At 74.0% G+C, this 16,955-nt stretch carries 14 protein-coding genes; 5 read left to right on the top strand and 9 right to left on the bottom strand.

The genetic code is table 11. The features are described 5' to 3' along the window. Positions 1-201: 201 nt before the first annotated feature. Entirely contained in the window at positions 202-1,653 is a 1,452-nt protein-coding gene (locus tag M8330_RS03875) for an RNB domain-containing ribonuclease (RefSeq protein WP_250826266.1), read from the bottom strand. Positions 1,654-1,675: 22 nt separating this feature from the next. On the opposite strand from M8330_RS03875, the gene yaaA reads away from it, so the two are divergent. After that, the gene (gene yaaA, locus M8330_RS03870; RefSeq protein WP_250826265.1) at positions 1,676-2,470 is read left to right on the top strand and encodes a peroxide stress protein YaaA; all 795 of its coding nucleotides are present in this window, start codon (positions 1,676-1,678) and stop codon (positions 2,468-2,470) included. 11 nt (positions 2,471-2,481) lie between these two features. Here the strand turns inward: yaaA and M8330_RS03865 are convergent, their stop codons facing one another. The 3 genes from M8330_RS03865 to M8330_RS03855 form a co-directional block, all read right to left on the bottom strand. After that, the gene (locus M8330_RS03865) at positions 2,482-3,678 is read right to left on the bottom strand and encodes a bifunctional RNase H/acid phosphatase (RefSeq protein WP_250826264.1); all 1,197 of its coding nucleotides are present in this window, start codon (positions 3,676-3,678) and stop codon (positions 2,482-2,484) included. Beyond that, positions 3,675-4,379: a zinc ribbon domain-containing protein gene (locus M8330_RS03860; protein ID WP_250055283.1), complete on the bottom strand. Its 705-nt coding sequence runs from the start codon at positions 4,377-4,379 to the stop codon at positions 3,675-3,677. Before M8330_RS03860 ends, M8330_RS03865 begins: the two co-directional genes overlap by 4 nt. Before the next feature lie 80 nt (positions 4,380-4,459). Continuing rightward, complete coding sequence (locus M8330_RS03855) at positions 4,460-5,638, bottom strand: Nif3-like dinuclear metal center hexameric protein (RefSeq protein WP_250826263.1); 1,179 nt, start codon at positions 5,636-5,638, stop codon at positions 4,460-4,462. A 41-nt stretch (positions 5,639-5,679) separates the two neighbouring features. On the opposite strand from M8330_RS03855, the gene M8330_RS03850 reads away from it, so the two are divergent. Continuing rightward, complete coding sequence (locus M8330_RS03850) at positions 5,680-5,994, top strand: antibiotic biosynthesis monooxygenase family protein (protein WP_250826262.1); 315 nt, start codon at positions 5,680-5,682, stop codon at positions 5,992-5,994. A gap of 126 nt (positions 5,995-6,120) precedes the next feature. Here the strand turns inward: M8330_RS03850 and M8330_RS03845 are convergent, their stop codons facing one another. Then, complete coding sequence (locus tag M8330_RS03845) at positions 6,121-7,692, bottom strand: AMP-binding protein (protein ID WP_250826261.1); 1,572 nt, start codon at positions 7,690-7,692, stop codon at positions 6,121-6,123. A gap of 274 nt (positions 7,693-7,966) precedes the next feature. On the opposite strand from M8330_RS03845, the gene M8330_RS03840 reads away from it, so the two are divergent. From M8330_RS03840 to M8330_RS03830, 3 genes are read left to right on the top strand one after another with little or no spacing between them, the layout of a single operon-like run. Next, positions 7,967-8,392: a hypothetical protein gene (locus tag M8330_RS03840; RefSeq protein WP_250826260.1), complete on the top strand. Its 426-nt coding sequence runs from the start codon at positions 7,967-7,969 to the stop codon at positions 8,390-8,392. Between the two features lie 2 nt (positions 8,393-8,394). Beyond that, positions 8,395-9,906, top strand: a complete 1,512-nt coding sequence (locus tag M8330_RS22305; protein ID WP_250826259.1) for a sensor histidine kinase — start codon at positions 8,395-8,397, stop codon at positions 9,904-9,906. Further along, on the top strand, positions 9,891-10,565 hold the full coding sequence (locus tag M8330_RS03830) for a response regulator transcription factor (protein ID WP_250826258.1): 675 nt from the start codon (positions 9,891-9,893) through the stop codon (positions 10,563-10,565). The genes M8330_RS22305 and M8330_RS03830 overlap by 16 nt, the downstream gene beginning before the upstream one ends. 64 nt (positions 10,566-10,629) lie before the next feature. Here the strand turns inward: M8330_RS03830 and M8330_RS03825 are convergent, their stop codons facing one another. From M8330_RS03825 to M8330_RS03810, 4 genes are all read right to left on the bottom strand, one after another. Next, positions 10,630-11,622, bottom strand: coding sequence for a lysophospholipid acyltransferase family protein (locus M8330_RS03825; protein WP_250826257.1), 993 nt, complete (start codon positions 11,620-11,622; stop codon positions 10,630-10,632). A gap of 2 nt (positions 11,623-11,624) precedes the next feature. Further along, complete coding sequence (gene larAH, locus M8330_RS03820; protein ID WP_250055266.1) at positions 11,625-13,208, bottom strand: NPN-dependent hydroxyacid isomerase, LarAH14/15/16 family; 1,584 nt, start codon at positions 13,206-13,208, stop codon at positions 11,625-11,627. 118 nt (positions 13,209-13,326) lie between these two features. Further along, on the bottom strand, positions 13,327-14,553 hold the full coding sequence (locus M8330_RS03815; protein ID WP_250826256.1) for a zinc-dependent alcohol dehydrogenase: 1,227 nt from the start codon (positions 14,551-14,553) through the stop codon (positions 13,327-13,329). Then, the gene (locus M8330_RS03810) at positions 14,550-16,916 is read right to left on the bottom strand and encodes an HAD-IB family hydrolase (protein WP_250826255.1); all 2,367 of its coding nucleotides are present in this window, start codon (positions 16,914-16,916) and stop codon (positions 14,550-14,552) included. The genes M8330_RS03815 and M8330_RS03810 overlap by 4 nt, the downstream gene beginning before the upstream one ends. Positions 16,917-16,955: the final 39 nt, after the last annotated feature.

Genomic DNA, 16,955 nt, shown 5'->3' with positions numbered 1-16,955 from the left:
TCACCGATGACGCACCGAGGGCCCCGTCCATCCCACTCGGGCGGGGTCCTCGCTCGTTCTGCGGACGGCTCGAGGAGCATGTGGCCGGGCCGCCCGCGAGGGGGGTGCGCGAGCGACCCGGTCACCGGGTGTGTACCCACGGAGACCCACCAGCAAACGGCAAAGGTAAAGAAACTGTGCGCCCCCGGTGAGCCGGGCACCTCACACCAGCGAGAACCGCACCCGCCGCTCGGCGACGTCGACCTCCTCGAGGCGGAGCCTGACCTGCCCACCCAGGGGCAGCTCCCGGTCGGCCACCAGCGGGGCCTCGACCGCCGGGCTGCTGATCACGACCTGCCCGCGCGTGTGGTCGTCGTCGTCGCGGTCCACCACGAAGGCGTCGAACTGCTCGCCCACGGCGCCGGCCAGCACCCCGGCCTCGACGAGGTCGAGCACCGCACGCTCGTAGGCGACCGCGCGCCGCCCGGAGGCCGCCAGCGTGGCCGGCAGACCGGGCAGCGCCGTGCGCACCCAGGTCGGCACGTCCCCGCCCGAGCAGAGCGCCAGGCACACCTCCAGCGCGTACCGGTCGCCCAGGCGCCGCAGCGGCGCCGTGACGTGGGCGTACTCGGTGGCCAGACCGGCGTGCCGGGCGTAGGGCGGCACGTCACCGTCGAACGTCACGTACCCGGCACCCCGCAGCACCCGGGTCACGTCCAGCAGCATCGCCACGTGCCGCGGCTCGTCCGGGTCGAGCGTCCGCACGAAGTCGGCGAAGAGCATCTCGGCGGGCCAGTCCAGGCCCAGCGCACGGGCACCGCGGCGCAGCCGCTGCTCCTCGCCCGGGTCGCGCGCCGGCAGGGTCCGCAGCATCCCCACCTCGCCGTAGAGCATCATCGCGGCGGCCGCGAAGCCGGTCAGCAGGGAGACCTGCGCGTTCCACTCCTCCACCGGCAGGCGGGTGCGGTGCTCGAGCCGCCACCGGTCCCCCACCACGTCCACCTCCTGCTCCGGCACGGGCAGGCTGATCCCACCGCGGGCGGCCTCGCGCGCCAGTCGCAGCGGCCCGAGGTCGGCCAGCACCGCCAGGGTGGCCGGTCCGGCGCCGGCGTCCACCAGGGCCTGGGCCTCCTCGTAGGACAGCTGCTGGCGCGACCGCACCCGGACCCGCTCGAGGTCGGCGTCGACGCGCTCGCCGTCGGCGGTCATCCGGATCGTCCACAGCAGCGCCGGCCGCTCCTCCCCCGGCAGCAGCGACGCAGCGCCCTCGCTGAGCACCGGCGGGTAGAGCGGCACCGTGGCCTCGGCGCCGTACAGGGTCTGGCCGCGGCGGTGCGCCTCCGCGTCCAGCGGGTCGCCGGCGGTGACGAAGGCCGCCACGTCCGCGATCGCGTAGTGGACGAGGAAGCCGCCGTCCTCCGTCCGTTCCAGGTGCATCGCCTGGTCGAGGTCGCGCGATCCCGCGGGGTCGATGGTGATCAGCGGCAGGTCGGTGCGGTCGACCTCGGGCATGCGCGGGGCCGCCGCCGCGGCGCGCGCCGCGGCCAGCACCGCGGCGGGGAACTCCGGGTCGACCCCGAGCTCGACCTGCACCTCACGGACCCCCGCCGCCAGCGTGCGCGCCGACACCCCCTCGTCGTAGGCACGGACCCTGACCACGGGGTGGGAGCTCATACCAGGCACGATAACCAGCACCATGCTGATCCTGCTGCCCCCCAGCGAGGGCAAGACCGCGCCCCGACGCGGTGCCCCGCTGGCCCTCGACTCGCTCTCCCACCCCGCGCTCAACCCGACCCGCGAGCGCGTGCTCGACACCCTGGTCACGCTCTGCTCCGGGGACGCCGAGCACGCCGCCTCCGTGCTGGAGGTCGGCTCCACCCAGCTCGACCTGGTGACGGCCAACGCCCGGTTGCGCGAGGCGCCGACCGGGCGCGCGGACGCCATCTACACCGGCGTCCTCTACGACCACCTGGACGCCGGCGGGCTCAGCGCGGCCGCCAAGCGGCGGGCGTCCTCGCGGCTGGCGGTGGTCTCGAGCGTGTTCGGGCTGGTCCGCCCCGGCGACCGGGTGCCCGCCTACCGGCTCTCCGGCCAGACGAGCCTGCCTGGCCTCGGGCCCGTGGCGTCGGCCTGGCGGCCCGTGCTGGGCGAGGCCGTCGCGGCGCAGGTCGGTCGCGGCCTGGTGGTCGACCTGCGCTCCAGCGTCTACGCCGGCTTCTGGCGCCCCGGCAAGGACGCCGGCGACGTGGACCCGCGCACCCGGGTGGCGACCGTGCGGGTGCTGCACGAGCAGGGCGGCAAGCGGAAGGTCGTCAGCCACTTCAACAAGGCCACGAAGGGCCGCATCGTGCGGGCACTGCTCGAGGACGGCGCGGACCCGACCACCCCGGCCCGGCTGGCCGAGGCGCTCCGCGACCTGGGGTGGGCCGTGGAGGTCGGCGAGCCGGGCGCCCAGGGCACCCGGCTCGACGTGGTCGTCACCGAGCTCTGAGGAGCTTCACCTCACCAACGGGAGGCGTCGAAGCTGCCGCCGTCCCCCGGGGGTCGGGCGTTGAACAGCCGCATGGACCCGCGGTGCCCCGGCAGCGGACCGTCGGTGACCCGGTCGTCGGGGTAGAAGGAGACGACGGTGACGGACGCCGGGGCCAGCTCCATCCGGTGGACGACGGCGATGTCGACGCCGAGCGCCGCCGCCGTCAGGGTCTTGATCGGCGTCACGTGCGAGGCCACCACCACGGTCGACCCGGCGTGCTCCTCGACCACTCGCCGCAACCCTGCGTGCACCCGGTCGCGCACCGACCCGAACGACTCCCCGCCCGGGGGCGAGACCTGGGGGTCGGCGATCCAGCTCATCAGGTGCTCGGGGTCGCGCTCCATCACCTCGGGGAAGGTCAGCCCCTCCCAGTCACCGAACTCCATCTCGGCGAAGCCGGGCTCGGGGGCGGCGGCACGTCCCAGGCGGTCGCCCAGCACGGCCGCCGTCTCGACGGTGCGCCGCACCGGCGAGGTGACCAGGGCGCCGACGGTCTCGGCCAGCGGCGCCAGCCAGTCGGCGGTCGCCCGCACCTGCGCCAGGCCCTCGGCCGACAGCGGCGGGTTGTCGCCGCCCAGGCCTCCGGAGAACTTCTTCGATGCTGTGTGCACGGTGACGCCGTGCCGCACCAGCACCAGGGTGGTGGCGGGCCCGCCCGACGCGGCCCAGCCGCGCGCGGGCGCGGGCTTCTGCTCGGTCGCAGCCGCGGTGGGGGCGTTCTCCACCTCGGGGGCGTAGGAGACCCCGTCGCGAATGCCGTCCAGGGCCTCGTTGGCGAGGCGGTCGGCGTGGGCGTTCTCGGCGCGCGGCACCCACGTGTAGGTGGTGCCGGCCGGGGCGAGCGCGGACGCCTCCGCGTGCAGCGGCCTCATCGCCGGGTGCTTGACCTTCCAGGCACCCTTCATCTGCTCCACGACGAGCTTGGAGTCCATCCGCACCTCGATCGCGGCGCCCGGGGCCACCTCGGCGGCCAGCCGCAGCCCGGCGACCAGGCCGGAGTACTCGGCCACGTTGTGCGTGGCGCGACCGATCGTGGTGCCGTCCTCGGCGAGCACCTCGCCGGAGGCGGCGTCGCGCACCAGGGCGCCGTAGGCGGCCGGGCCGGGGTTGCCGCGGGAGCCGCCGTCGGCCTCGACGACGACCGTGGTCGACCGGGGCCGGCTCACAGCCCGGATTCGGCCGTGCGCACGATGATCCGGTCGCACTCCTCGCAGCGCAGCACCTCGTCGGTGGTGGCGGCGCGGAACTCGGCGAGCACGCCCGGGTCGAGCGCCAGCTGGCAGCCGGTGCAGCGGCGCTGCACCAGCGGTGCCGCCGCGACCCCGCCCTTGGCGGCACGGAGCCGGTCGTAGAGCTTCACCAGCGGCTCGGGCAGGCCCTCGGCCGCCGGCCCGCGGGCGCCCTGGACCTCGGCGAGCTCGGTGGCCAGGCCGGCGTCCTTGGCCGCGCGGGTGCTCTCGAGCTCGTCGCGCTTCTCCTCGATGACCGCGACCTGGTCGGAGAGCTGCTGGAGCATCGCGGTCGCGGCCTCCAGCCGCTCCATGACCTCGAGCTCCTCGTCCTCCAGGGTCCCGATGCGACGCTCGAGGGAGACGAGCTCCGCGCTCATCCGCTCGAGGTCCTTGGGGTTGGAGATGGCGCCGGAGTCCATCCGGTCGCGGTCGCGGGTGCGACGCGTCTTCACGGCCTCCACGTCGGCGTCGACCTTCTTCTGCTCGACGGTCAGGTCGTCGACCAGGATCTGGGCGTCACGCACCTGGTCGACCAGGCCGGAGCGCTCCTTCTCCAGCTCGGCGACCTGCGCGATCTCCGGCAGCGTGCGCCGCTGGTGGGTGATGCGGTCGGCGCGGGAGTCGAGGTCCTGCACCTTCAGCAGCTGGAGCTGGGCGGCGGGGTCGGCTTTCAGCGTCGTCTCCTTGTTCCTCTACCCGGGCGCGTGCCTGCTGTTCAGGCCCGCAGCGACCAGGGGTCCGTGCACGTCGTGCTGACGCGGACCTCCACGGTATCGCCCCCGGGCAGCATGGGCAGCGTCGCGGTCAGCCGATCGGCCAGCACGGGCAGCCAGGTCCACTCCGCGGCCCAGTGCGGGACGTCGACGAGGGCCGGCGCGCCGTGCTCCAGCAGCTCCGAGGCGGGGTGGTGGCGCAGGTCCGAGGTGACGTACACGTCGGCCTCGCCCCGCGCGGCCAGCCCGCGCACGGTGTCCAGCAGGAAGTCGCCCGCGCCGCCGCACAGCGCCACCGACCGCACCAGGCGGTCGGGGTCCCCACCGGCGCGCACCCCGGCGGTGGTGCCGGGCAGGCTCGCGGCCACGTGCCGGGTGAACGCGGCCAGGGTCATCGGCGCGGGCAGCACGCCGAGGCGTCCGGTGCCGGTGGTCGGCTCGACGAGGCCGGGGTCGGCCATCTCGAGCACGTCGTAGGCGGGCTCCTCGTAGGGGTGCGCGGCGAGCATCGCTCGGACGACGGCCGCCCGCCGCGTCCGCGGGAGCACGACCTCGATCCGCACCTCCTCGACCACCTCCGGCACCCCGACCGTGCCGATCGTCGGGTGCGCGCCGGCGACGGGCCGGAACCGCCCCTCCCCGGCCGTCGTGAACGAGGCCTGCTCGTAGTCGCCCAGCCGGCCGGCGCCGGCCTCGGCCAGCGCGGCCCGCATCCCGTCGGCCTCCGCCACCGGCACGAACACGCTGAGCTTGTCGAGCGCCGGGCCGCGTGCCTCGTCCGGGACGAGGGGGCGGACGTCGGCGAGCCCGAGCGCGAGCGCCATCGACTCCGAGACACCCCCGAGGGCCAGGTCGGCGTTGGTGTGCGCGGTGAGCAGCGCGCAACCGGTGCGCACCAGCGTGGTCAGGGTCCGCCCCTTGGGCGTGGCCGGCGTGAACCCGTGCACGCCCTTGAGGAACAGCGGGTGGTGGGTGAGGAGCAGGTCGGCGTCCCAGGCCTCCGCCTCGGCCGCGACTGCCGGAGCGGGGTCGACGGCGAGCAGGACCCGGCGGACCGGCTGGTCGTCCTCGCCCCAGGTGCGGCCCACCCTGTCCCACGACTCCGCCGTGGACGGCGGGTACCAGCCGTCCACGAGGGACTGGACCTGCTGGAGCGTGGGGGCCGGTGTGCTGTCCGCCATGCGCCCGACCCTAGCCACCGCCACGGGCCTACGCTCAGGGCGTGCCCGTCGTGAAGATCAACGCCATCTCCGTCCCGCCCGGCGCCGGTGAGGAGCTCGAGAAGCGGTTCGCCGCCCGTGCCCACTCCGTCGACGGCTCCCCCGGGTTCCTCGGCTTCCAGCTGCTGCGCCCCACCGGCGGGGAGACCCGCTACTTCGTGGTGACCCACTGGGAGGACGAGGAGTCCTTCGCCGCGTGGCGCGACGGCGACGCCCGCGCCGCGCACGCCGCCCCCGAGGGCGAGGCCCCGCGCAAGCCGGTCTCCTCCGGCGCCGAGCTCCTCGAGTTCGAAGTCGTGCTCGACGTCCGCCCCTGACCCACCCGTCCTCGCGCCGAGTCGGCAGCAACTCTCACCACGCTTCTGACGACTCGGTGCCGAGTCGGCAGCACGTTGCTGCCGACTCGGCGGCGGGGGCAGTCGAGCAGTGTCGGCGGAGCAGGGTCAGTTGACCTGGCGGGTGCGCCCCTCCCAGTAGGGGGCGCGCAGCTTGAACTTCTGCAGCTTGCCGGTCGCGGTGCGCGCCAGCTCGGGGCGGAACTCGATGCTGGTCGGCGACTTGTAGCCGGCGAGCCGGTCCTTGCACCACGCGATGAGGTCTCCCTCGGTGGCCTCCTCGCCGGGGGCGAGCACCACGAGCGCCTTGATCGTCTCGCCCCACTTCTCGCTGGGCACGCCGATCACCGCCACCTCGGCCACGGCCGGGTGGCTGAACAGGGCGTCCTCGACCTCGATCGAGGAGACGTTCTCGCCGCCGGTGATGATCACGTCCTTCTTGCGGTCGCTGATGGTGAGGTAGCCGTCGGGGCCGATGGTGCCGCCGTCGCCGGTGTGGAACCAGCCGCCCTCGAGGCAGCGGGCGGACTCCTCCGGCTGCTCCCAGTAGCCCTCGAGCACCTGGTTCGCACGGGCGAGCACCTCGCCGCCCTCGCTGTGCTCGGTCGGCTCCGAGAGGGCCAGGCGGACGCCGAGGGCCGGCGCGCCCGCCCGCGTGAGCAGGCCCGCGCGCTCCTCGGCCGGCAGGTGGTCCCACTCGGCGCGGCCACGGTTGAACGTGAGCAGCGGGCTGGTCTCGGTGAGGCCGTAGATCTGGATGAACTCCCAGCCCAGCTCCTCCTCCACGCGCACGACCGTCTTCGTCGGGGGCGGGGCGCCGGCCATGATGATGCGGACCTTGTCGCGCCCCGGGATCGGCCCCTCCCAGTCCTTGGCGGCCTCGAGCACGGCGTTGGCGACCGCGGGCGCGGCACACATGAACGTGACGCCGTGCTCCTCGACGCGGCGCAGGATCTCCGCCCCGTCCACCTTGCGGAGCACGATCTGCGGGATGCCCAGCCCCGTGGTCGCGAACGGCATGCCCCAACCGTTGGCGTGGAACATCGGCAGCGTGTGCAGGTACACGTCCCGGTCGCTCAGGCCCGCGTGCATCGCGAACGTGACGGCGTTGGTCCACACGTTGCGGTGGGTGATCTGCACGCCCTTGGGCCGCGCGGTCGTGCCCGAGGTGTAGTTGATGTAGGCGGTGGCGTTCTCGTCGGGCTCCCAGGCCCGCGGCTCGGCCCCGCCGTCCTCCGGCGCCGCCGCGTAGAGGTGCTCGTCCTGCCCGAGCACGAAGGTGTGCTCCACCGGCATGTCGCCGTGGGTGTCGACGAGCTCCGGGTCCAGGTAGAGCACCCGGGCGCCGGAGTGCTCGAGGATGTAGCGGACCTCGTCGGGGCGCAGCCGGAAGTTCACGGGCACCAGGACGCGGCCGAAGCCGGCGACGCCGTAGAAGGACGTCAGCAGTCGCGCCGCGTTGTGGCTCACGACCGCCACCCGCTCGCCGACCTCGATCCCCAGCTCGTCCAGCTTCGCCGCCTGCCGCCGGGCCAGGGCGTGCATCTGCGCGTACGTGAGCGCGCCCTTCTCCCCCAGCGCCTCCGCGGGCTGCTCCGGCTCGTCGACGACGCCGGTGCGCTGGCCGTAGACGGTGAGTGCGCGGTCGAGGAAGTCGTTCACGCTGAACGGGACGATCATGGGCCCTCCTGGCGGTGGCGGAGCTCGGGCGGCGGTCGCAGATGTGACCGCCGCCACTGTAGGCCGGACGTCCGAGACTGCCCCGGCGTCACGCGGCGGACGTCGCTGAGCGGACGGCTGAGCACGCTCAGCGGCACGCTCCGCCGCGAAGGTCCCGGGCCGGTCGACCCTGGCGGCGCCCGGCCGCGCCGCGGTCCCCGATCCCCGACGCGGATGAGATGGCTCTCATGAACGGCTCACGCAGGCGTCATCCTCGGGCAGGATCGTCCTCGTCATGAACCGTTGGATGACCGCCGGGCTCGGCCTGGCCCTGCTCCTCGCCCTCGGCCTCGCCGGCTCCGTCGCCTGGGCCTCCTCCGGCGAGGACGAGGAGGAGCGCCGCGCCCCGATCGTGCTGCGCTCCCCCGGCACCGCCACACCCTCGGACACCGCCTCGCCCGGCACCGGTCCCTCCGACGACGCCACCGGCCGCGGCACCCGCGACGACCGGTCTGACGACGGCAAGGACGACAGGGACGACCGCTCCGGTCGCGACGACTCCGACGACCGTGACGATGACCGTGACGACGACCGCGACGACGACCGCGACGACCCCGACCTCGTCGTCCCGGACTACGACGACGATGATGACGACGACGGCGCGGACGACTCCGACGACGACTCCTCCGACGACGACCGTGACGACCGCGACGACGACTGACCGTGCCGCGCCTCCCCCACCGCTCCGTCAGCGTCCGCACCCGCATCACCGCGGCCGTGGCGGCGCTGGTGGCTGCCAGCCTGACGGTGGCCGGCCTGCTCGTCTGGGCCATCGAGAACCAGCGGCTGGAGGAGCACACCCAGGAGGCCGTCGAGCAGGAGCTGGGCGAGTTCGCCACGCTGGCCGCCGACGGCGTCGACCCCGCGACGGGCGAGCCGTACCCGGGCGTGGCCGCGCTGCTGCGCGAGTTCTTCGAGCGCAACGTCCCCGACACCGACGAGCTGCTGGTCGGGTGGGTCGAGGGCCGCGACGTGCGCTACTACTCCGGCCAGGACGCCGACACGCTGGTCACCGACCCCGCGTTCGTCTCGGCGGTCGCCGACGTGGTGGCCACGGGCGACACCAGCCGACTCAGCCTGCCCGGGGCGGGCGACCTGCTGCTCGTGGCGCAGCCCGTCACCGTCGACGGCGGCGAGCAGACCGGGGCGCTGGTCGTGGTGACCCGTCTCGACGTCACCTTCTCCGGTCTGGCGGAGACGATGCGCACCTACACGCTGGTCTCCCTGGTGGCGCTCCTGCTGGTCACGGCGGCCGCGTTCGCGCTCACGGGCAGGCTGCTCGCGCCACTGACGTCGCTGCGCCGCACGGCCGAGGAGGTCGCCTCGTCCGCGGACCTCTCCACCCGGCTGCCCGAGCGGGGCAACGACGACGTCACCGCGCTGACGCGCACGGTGAACCAGATGCTGGCCCGGCTCGAGGACGCCTTCGCCGAGCAGCGGCGGTTCCTCGACGACGCGGGCCACGAGCTCCGCACGCCGCTCACGGTGCTGCGCGGCCACCTCGAGCTGCTGGACGGCTCCGACCCGGCCGACGTGGCGGAGACCCGGGCGTTGCTGCTGGACGAGGTGGACCGCATGTCCCGCCTGGTCGGGGACCTCATCCTCCTCGCCAAGAGCGACCGGCCCGACTTCCTCCGCCCCGGCCCCGTCGACCTCGCCCGGCTCAGCGAGGACCTGCTCGCCAAGGCCACCGGCCTCGGGGACCGGGCCTGGCGCCTGGAGGCCGGCGCCGTCGGGACCGTCGAGGCCGACGAGCAGCGCCTGACCCAGGCCGTGCTCCAGCTGGCGTCCAACGCCGTGCGGCACACCGACCCCGGCGGCGAGATCTGCCTGGGCACGGCCTGGCGCCCGGACGACGGCGGGCGGCTGCGGCTGTGGGTGCGCGACACCGGCCCCGGGGTGCCGGAGGCCGAGCGGGAGCGGATCTTCGAGCGCTTCGCACGTGCCCCCGGCCAGTCCGCCGAGCACGAGGGCTTCGGCCTGGGCCTGTCCATCGTCTCGGCCATCGCCGAGGCGCACGACGGCCAGGTCACGCTGGACGAGGAGCACCCGGACGCCCACCCGGACGCCCGCCCCCGGGGCGCCCTGTTCACCCTCGAGGTCGCGGCGCCCGCGATCTCCGTCGAGCAGCACCCGGCTCCCACCACCCAGGAGGTCCCGTGGCCCGCATCCTGATCGTCGAGGACGAGGAGCGGATCGCGTCCTTCGTGGCCAAGGGGCTGCGGGCCGACGGTCACCAGACGACCGTCGTCGGCGACGGCCTGTCGGCGCTCGACCACGCGCTGGCCGGCGACGCCGACCTCGTCGTCCTCGACATCGGCCTGCCCGACATCGACGGGTTCGAGGTGCTCGAGCAGCTGCGCTCGCAGGGCAGCCGCGTGCCCGTGGTGGTGCTGACCGCCCGGGACTCCGTCACCGACACCGTCTCGGCCCTCGAGGGCGGGGCCGATGACTACCTCTCCAAGCCGTTCCGGTTCGCCGAGCTCCAGGCGCGGGTGCGGCTGCGGCTGCGGCAGGCCCAGGCGGTCGCGGACGAGGCGCGCGGCCGCGACGTGCTCGAGGCCGGCGGGATCAGCCTGGACCTGCGCACCCGCCGCGCCCGCGTCGACGGCACCGAGGTCGACCTCTCCGCGCGGGAGTTCGCCATGGCCGAGCTGTTCATGAGCCACGCCGGCCAGGTGCTCTCCCGCGAGCAGCTGCTCGACCGGGTCTGGGGCTTCGACTTCGACCCTGGCTCCAACGTCGTGGACGTCTACGTGGGCTACCTGCGCAAGAAGCTCGGCGCCGAGGCGATCAGCACCGTCCGCGGCATGGGCTACCGCTTCGTGCTCTGAGCCGCCGAGGACGTCATACGTCTGAGGGACACTGCGTCCGCCCCGTATGACGTCCCGGCAGGCGTCAGCGCTTGAGGGCCGCCTTGGCCCGGACGCGGGCCTCGGTGCGGACGCGGTCCCACGGGGTCGGCCGCCCACGGCCGACGGCGTCACCGGCGACCGGCTCGGTCTGCTCCCACACGCGCCGCCAGGCGGCCACGTCGGGGCCCGACGGGTCCGGCGTGGTGCCGGCCGAGCGCCGCAGCTGGGCCTCGTACCAGGACGTCCGCTCCTCGTCGAGCAGCGCCGCGACGGCGTCCTTGATCCGGGGCGCGAACTCGCGCACCGACTCGCCCTCGGCGGCCCGCAGGGGCTCCCCGAAGCGCACGGTGACCTCGCGTCGACGACCATCCGTCCTCGACGGCCACCCGGCGCCGCGCGGCATGGCCGCGAAGGTGCCGCGGTGGGCCACCGGCACGACGGGCACGTCGTGGGTCTGCGCGAGGAACGCCGCGCCCATCCGGAAGCCCTGGAGCCACCCGTCGCGCGACCGGGTGCCCTCGGGGTAGACGACGAGCGACCAGCCGTCCGCGAGCACCTCGCCCGGGGTGGCGGCCATGGAGCCGCCGCGCCGGTCGATCGGGAAGGTGTTGAACACCAGCGAGGAGCCGACGGCCTTCCACCAGGTGTCGAAGAAGTAGTCCGCGGCCGCCGCGACGGCCGTCTTCCGCCGCCAGGCGTCGGGCAGCGACAGCAGCAGCAGGGGCGTGTCGAGGTGACTCGCGTGGTTGGCCACGAAGATGACCGGGCCGTCGAGGCGCTCGAGCACGTCGAGACCCTCGACGCGGGTGTGCACCTGGGAGCGGAACAGCGGCTCCAGGCCCACCTTCTGCGCGATCTCGCGGGCCGCCATCACGGCAGGACGCCGCGCCCAGCCCGTGTCGAAGACGGTGCTGTGCTGCGGCAGCACGTACGGCTCGGCCGAGCGCGGCACCTGGCCGCGCCGGCCCCAGCGGAACCCGCGCGCGGTCCGGCGGACGTCCGCGACGCCGCCGGAGAGGAACTCACCGACGCCCATGCTCAGACCTTCACGTCCGCGAGGATGTGCGGCGGGTTGTGCAGGTAGGTGATCGAGGGGCTGGTGCCCACGGACCCCGAGACCATCTCCAGGGCGTCGTTGAGCGAGGACGCCGCGCGGAAGCCGAGCCGCTTGGCGACCTTGCGGTCGCCGCCCACCCAGACGACGTCGCCGACGTGGTCCATGGCGTGCGCCGCCCAGTACCACATGTAGAACGGGTGGACGCCGTGGTAGGCGTTCGAGGTGCGGTACAGGTGCCGGTACCAGGGGTCCTCGGCGAACTGCTTCTCGTACTTCTCCCCGATCACCTGCGGGTCGGTGGTCTCGGCGAGCACCTCCTCGTAGAAGTCCACGTAGGAGGGGTGGTGCAGCTGGTTGAAGCCCTCGTTGAGCGGGTGGTAGAGGATCACCGCTCCCCCGCGCTTGACCATCGGGTGGCCGCGGTAGGAGTTGAAGTAGTAGCCCAGGCCCATGCAGGTCGCGAGGATCGGGTTCATGGAGCTGTTGACGTTGTAGGGGCCCAGGTAGGGCACTCCCAGCACGAGGACGTCGGAGTAGCCGTCGACCTCGACCAGCTGCTGCTGGTGGACCTTGGCGATCGTCCGCTCGTGCACGGCCTCGACCTCGCCGGCGTTGACGCCGGTCAGGCCGTAGGGGGCGCGCATGTCGTGGAAGATCTTGTGCCGCAGCTTCTGCGGGGCCACCGCCAGGCCGCGACGGGCGGCGAGCATGGACGCCTGGTCCTTGAGGTTCCACTCCCACTCGCGCTTCATCAGGAAGTCGAAGGGCTTGGGGAAGACGTCGTTGTTGACGGTCGTCTCGATCTGGAAGACCTTCACGTGGTCCTTGATGAGCCGACCCATGCGCCACGCGGAGTGGTGCATCTTCGAGGCCTTGTGGTCCATGAACGACCGGCTGTGCACCATCGTCTTGGCCGTGTGGTGGTGCTTGAGCGAGGTGTAGGACGACAGCCCCACGCCGACGGACTTGTGCCCGCCGTCCATCGCCACCAGGTTGAGGTTCACGTAGACCAGCAGGTCGGACTCGGCGGCCCGCTTGCTGATCTCGACGTCCTCGCCCTCGTCGGTGGTGCCCAGGTGCGCGAGCGCGTCGCGGTCCTCGGCGTCGAAGTTGTAGAGCTTGCCCTGGGGGTAGAACGACCGGAAGACGCGCTCGCCGACGATGTGCTCGAGCTCGGCGGCGTTCATCCGGCGGTGCAGCGCGTTGGCGGCAATGATCTCGACGTCGTCCACGCCCGCGGCGGCGGCCAGGGTCAGCACTGCCTCGATCACCCGCTGGCGGACGTCGGGTCGCTGCATCGTGGGCAGCGGCAGCGAGAGGTCGTCGAAGGCGATCGTCAGTCGCATGCCGGAGAACAGCAGCTCGGGCAGCGGCTCGGAGTCGACGGGGTTCAGCAGGGCGTCGCGGATGGCGCCGTCCACGTCGTCGATGGCCGGCAGCGACTCCGGCGGGTAGACGACGCGGGTCCCCAGCGGGAACTCCTCCATGCGGAAGCCGAGGCCCTCGTGGACGACCAGCGGCGGGGTGCGGTCGTCGACCTCCAGGACGAATCCGGGTCTGCTCACGGGTGCTCCACCTTGATCTCTCGTGCAGTAGTACTGGGTCTCGACGCGCCGCCGCGCCCTCGTGCCTCGGTCGCGCCGCTTGCTCGACCTCCCCGGGCCCACGCCACTCGTTCGTCCCTCACGAGCGGCTGCCCGGTGAGAAGGCGACCTTGACGGTGCCGAGGCGACCGGCGGAGTGCGCGTGGTCGATCGCCTCGCGCCAGCGGTGCAGCGGGTAGCGGGCCACCGAGTCGGCCATCGCGGCGACGGCCTCGTGGGCGGCCAGGTCGACGGCGGCGTCGAACGAGCCCCGCTCGGCGCCGTCCGGGCCGGTCAGGGACGCCTCGGTGCGGGCCGAGGCGTAGGTGCCGACCAGCTCGAGCTCGCGGAACCACAGCGCCGAGAGGTTGGCCGGGGCCGGCATCCCGGAGACGACCACGCGTCCGCCGGCGCGGGTGGCGCCCATGGCGGTCTCGAGGGAGGCGGCGGACCCGACGGCGTCGATCGCCACGTCCACGCCACCCAGCAGGTAGGGACGCGAGAACTCCGGGCGCAGCTGGAAGGCGCCGGTGGAGCGGCGCACCCGGCGCAGCACCTCGGACGGTGCCACCACGTCGGTCGCGCCGGCGAGCCGGGCGATCTCCTTCTGCAGCGGGTGCTTGGCGACCACGAGGACCTCGGCGGCCGGCGTCAGCTCGCGCAGGGCGAGCGTGGCCAGCAGGCCGACCGCGCCGGCGCCGGAGACGAGCACCCGGTCACCGGGCTGCACGCCCGCGCGCAGGGCGGTGTGGACGGCGCACGCGATCGGCTCGACCAGCACGGCCTGCTCGTCGGTGAGCGCGTCGGGCACCGGGTGCAGCTGGCTGCGGTGCGCGACCAGCTGCTGGCCCCACCCACCGCCGGTGTCGGCGCAGAAGCCGGTCTGCAGGCCGGGCGAGAGGTGCCCGACCGTGATCCGCGAGCAGCGGTTCGTCGCGCCGACCGCACAGGCCTCGCAGGACTCCACGCCACGCGCGGCGCAGGTCAGCACCGGGTCGACGACGACGCGGGTGCCGGCGGGCAGGTCCTCGCAGTCGTCCACCAGGTCGGCGACCACCTCGTGACCGGGCGTGAACGGCAGCGACACGACGGCCGAGAAGTACAGCGACGTGCGACCCGAGAGCATCCCGAGGTCGGAGCCGCAGATGCCCGACAGCCGGGTGCGCAGCCGGGCCCAGCCGGGTTTGCCGGTGGCCTTGGGGGCCTCGGGGCTCGCCACCCGCAGCGGCGCGGCGAAGCCGGACAGGATGCCGGGCATGCGGCTGCCCATGGCCTTGCCGGCCAGGGTCCGCGGCACGGACCGGAACATCTCCAGGGCGACGGTCATCGGGCGCTCCCGGCGGGGTCGAGGGTGCGGCGTCCGGTCTCGGGGCTGGCCCAGTCGACGATCGTCCAGTGGTGGCGGCGGGCGTGCCGCATGAGCGCCACGTCGGGGCTCACGGCCACGGGGTTGCCGACCTCGGCCAGCAGCGGCAGGTCGGAGTGCGAGTCGGCGTAGGCGAACGAGCGCGACAGGTCCAGCCCGTGCTCGCTGGCGTAGCCGCGCAGGAACGCTGCGCGGGACTCCCCCACCAGCGGCGAGGAGACCAGGTGCCCCGTCGCGCGGCCGCGCGCGTCGGTCACCAGGTCGACGGCCTCGACGTGGTCGAACAGCGGCGCCAGCGGGCGGGTCAGCGGGCGAACGGCCCCGGTCACCAGCACGGTCCGGTGCCCGGCCCGGCGGTGCTCGCGGATGCGGCGCACCGCCTCCGGCGCCAGGCGGGAGAGCACGTGGGCGGTGAGCAGCTCGTCGGCCACCGCGTCCAGCTCGGCCAGGTCGGCGCCGGCGTACTCCCGGTAGACGGCGCGCAGCAGGGCGCCGCGCTCCTTGCGCTCGGCGCGCACCAGCCCCGGCACGCGGGCCGCGGTGCGGGCGAGCTCGGCCAGACGTCCCGTGCCCTCGAGCTCGGCCAGGCGCATCCACAGGTAGGTCTCGACCACGTTGGACGACAGCAGGGTGCCGTCCATGTCGAAGACGGCGACGACGTCCGACTCCCCCGGGCCCTGCTCCGGCGTCGCGCCGGCGGCGGGGCCCTCGACGACCGTGCGCAGCTCGGATCCTCCGGCGGTGCGGCCCTTCTCGCGGCGCAGGCGCAGCTCGTCGAGACGGCGCACCGGCTTGGTCACCGACGGGAAGTGGATGTCGCCCAGGTAGACGGCCCACTCGACCACGGCGGTGTCGAACGTGAAGATCGCCTGGTCGGCCGGCGACAGCGAGTGCTGCAGCGCCAGCGTGCGACGGTCGGAGTAGCGCAGGTCGGCCTTCGCGTACTCCTGGTAGAGCGTCAGGTAGCGGCGCAGGAACTCCACCCGCGCGTTCTGCTTGTCGATGCCGGTCGCGATCGACCGCGAGCGGGCCGAGCGGGGTGCCCGGTCGACGAGGTAGTCGGCGACCTTGAGGGCACGCTCGCTGGTGGACAGCAGCCGCTCGACGCTGGCCGCCCCCGGGAACTTCCAGGCCGGCAGCGCGACGGTGCCGCGCGGTCCGCCCGCGAACGGGTGGGCCTGGAAGTAGTCGCGCACCTGCTCGTAGAGCACGCGGAAGGTCAGCGGGTTGCGGTCGCCCGAGGAGACGTGGAAGTAGGCCACCTCGGCGGGGGCCGGCGGGTGGGCCAGCACCGCGACGATGGCGGAGACCACGTGGTCCACCGGCACGATGTCGATGGTGGTGTCGGACGCGGCCGGGAACTCCGGCAGCTCACCGCGGCCGTAGGCGAGGATGAGCGGCTCGGCCATCTTGAAGCCCTCGATCCAGCCCGGGTAGGGCCGCTCGAGCGCGGACTCGATGATGCTCGGGCGGACGATCGAGACGACTCGGCCGCCGGCGGCGTGGGCCTCGACGACCCGCTCGCCCAGCGCCTTGGTGAAGGTGTAGCAGTCGGTCCAGCCGAGGCTGCGGGCACGCTCGGTGCCGACCCGGACCAGCTCGTCCTTCACCCACTGCTTGCGGGCCTCCTCGGCCGCACGGGATGCGGTGAGCATGCCGGCGCGGCCGTGGGTGCGCTCGGCAGCCTCGCTCAGCTCGGCGAGCTTGTCGCTGGTGCGCGAGCGGTGCTCGACCTCGCCCTTCTGCGCCAGGCCCCAGGCCAGCTCGGCCGCCACGTCCACGTCGTGCTCGACGCTCGCCTCGGGCACGTGGCCGCGGCGACGACCCGCCACGTAGGCGGTGGAGACGTGCACGTAGTGGACGGGGCTGCCCTGGGCGGTCTCGACCTCGGCGACCCGCGCGAGCAGGTCGCGCGTGCCGACGACGTTGGTGGTGAAGGCCTCGTGCACGGGCGGGTCGAAGCTGACGTCGCCGGCACAGTGCACGACCGCGTCGATGCCGGTGGGCAGGGCGGGGACGTCGGCCAGGTCGCCGTCCAGGACGCCCACCTTGGCCGCCATCAGTGCCTCGACCCCGCCGGCGGCCTCGACCACCTGCCTGAAGATCGGCTTGCCGAGCAGCTTGGCGGTGCGCTGCGCACCGGTGATCGCGCCCTTGGGGCGGACGAGCACGGTGGTGCGGACGTCGGGCACCTCGGTGAGGAAAAGGTGCAGCAGTGCCTCGCCGACGAACCCGGTGACACCGGTGAGCAGCACGTGCTGACCCGCCAACCTCGCCGCGACCCCGCCGGCCTGCGCCCGTGCCTGCGCCTCTGCCTGCGCCATGCGTCCTCCTGTCGTGCCACCGGGGTGTGGTCCCGGTGC

Source organism: Nocardioides bruguierae (assembly GCF_023656415.1).
Taxonomy (GTDB): domain Bacteria; phylum Actinomycetota; class Actinomycetes; order Propionibacteriales; family Nocardioidaceae; genus Nocardioides; species Nocardioides bruguierae.
Note: the sequence above shows the minus strand (reverse complement) of the source record. Positions and strands in the feature narration are given on the sequence as shown.

Bases quoted from the DNA above. Each gene is read 5' to 3' on its own strand.
- M8330_RS03875 (WP_250826266.1), bottom strand. From the start codon at position 1,653: ATGAGCTCCCACCCCGTGGTCAGGGTCCGTGCCTACGACGAGGGGGTG.
- yaaA (WP_250826265.1), top strand. From the start codon at position 1,676: ATGCTGATCCTGCTGCCCCCCAGCGAGGGCAAGACCGCGCCCCGACGC.
- M8330_RS03855 (WP_250826263.1), bottom strand. From the start codon at position 5,638: ATGGCGGACAGCACACCGGCCCCCACGCTCCAGCAGGTCCAGTCCCTC.
- M8330_RS03845 (WP_250826261.1), bottom strand. From the start codon at position 7,692: ATGATCGTCCCGTTCAGCGTGAACGACTTCCTCGACCGCGCACTCACC.
- M8330_RS03840 (WP_250826260.1), top strand. From the start codon at position 7,967: ATGAACCGTTGGATGACCGCCGGGCTCGGCCTGGCCCTGCTCCTCGCC.
- M8330_RS03825 (WP_250826257.1), bottom strand. From the start codon at position 11,622: ATGGGCGTCGGTGAGTTCCTCTCCGGCGGCGTCGCGGACGTCCGCCGG.
- M8330_RS03815 (WP_250826256.1), bottom strand. From the start codon at position 14,553: ATGACCGTCGCCCTGGAGATGTTCCGGTCCGTGCCGCGGACCCTGGCC.
- M8330_RS03810 (WP_250826255.1), bottom strand. From the start codon at position 16,916: ATGGCGCAGGCAGAGGCGCAGGCACGGGCGCAGGCCGGCGGGGTCGCG.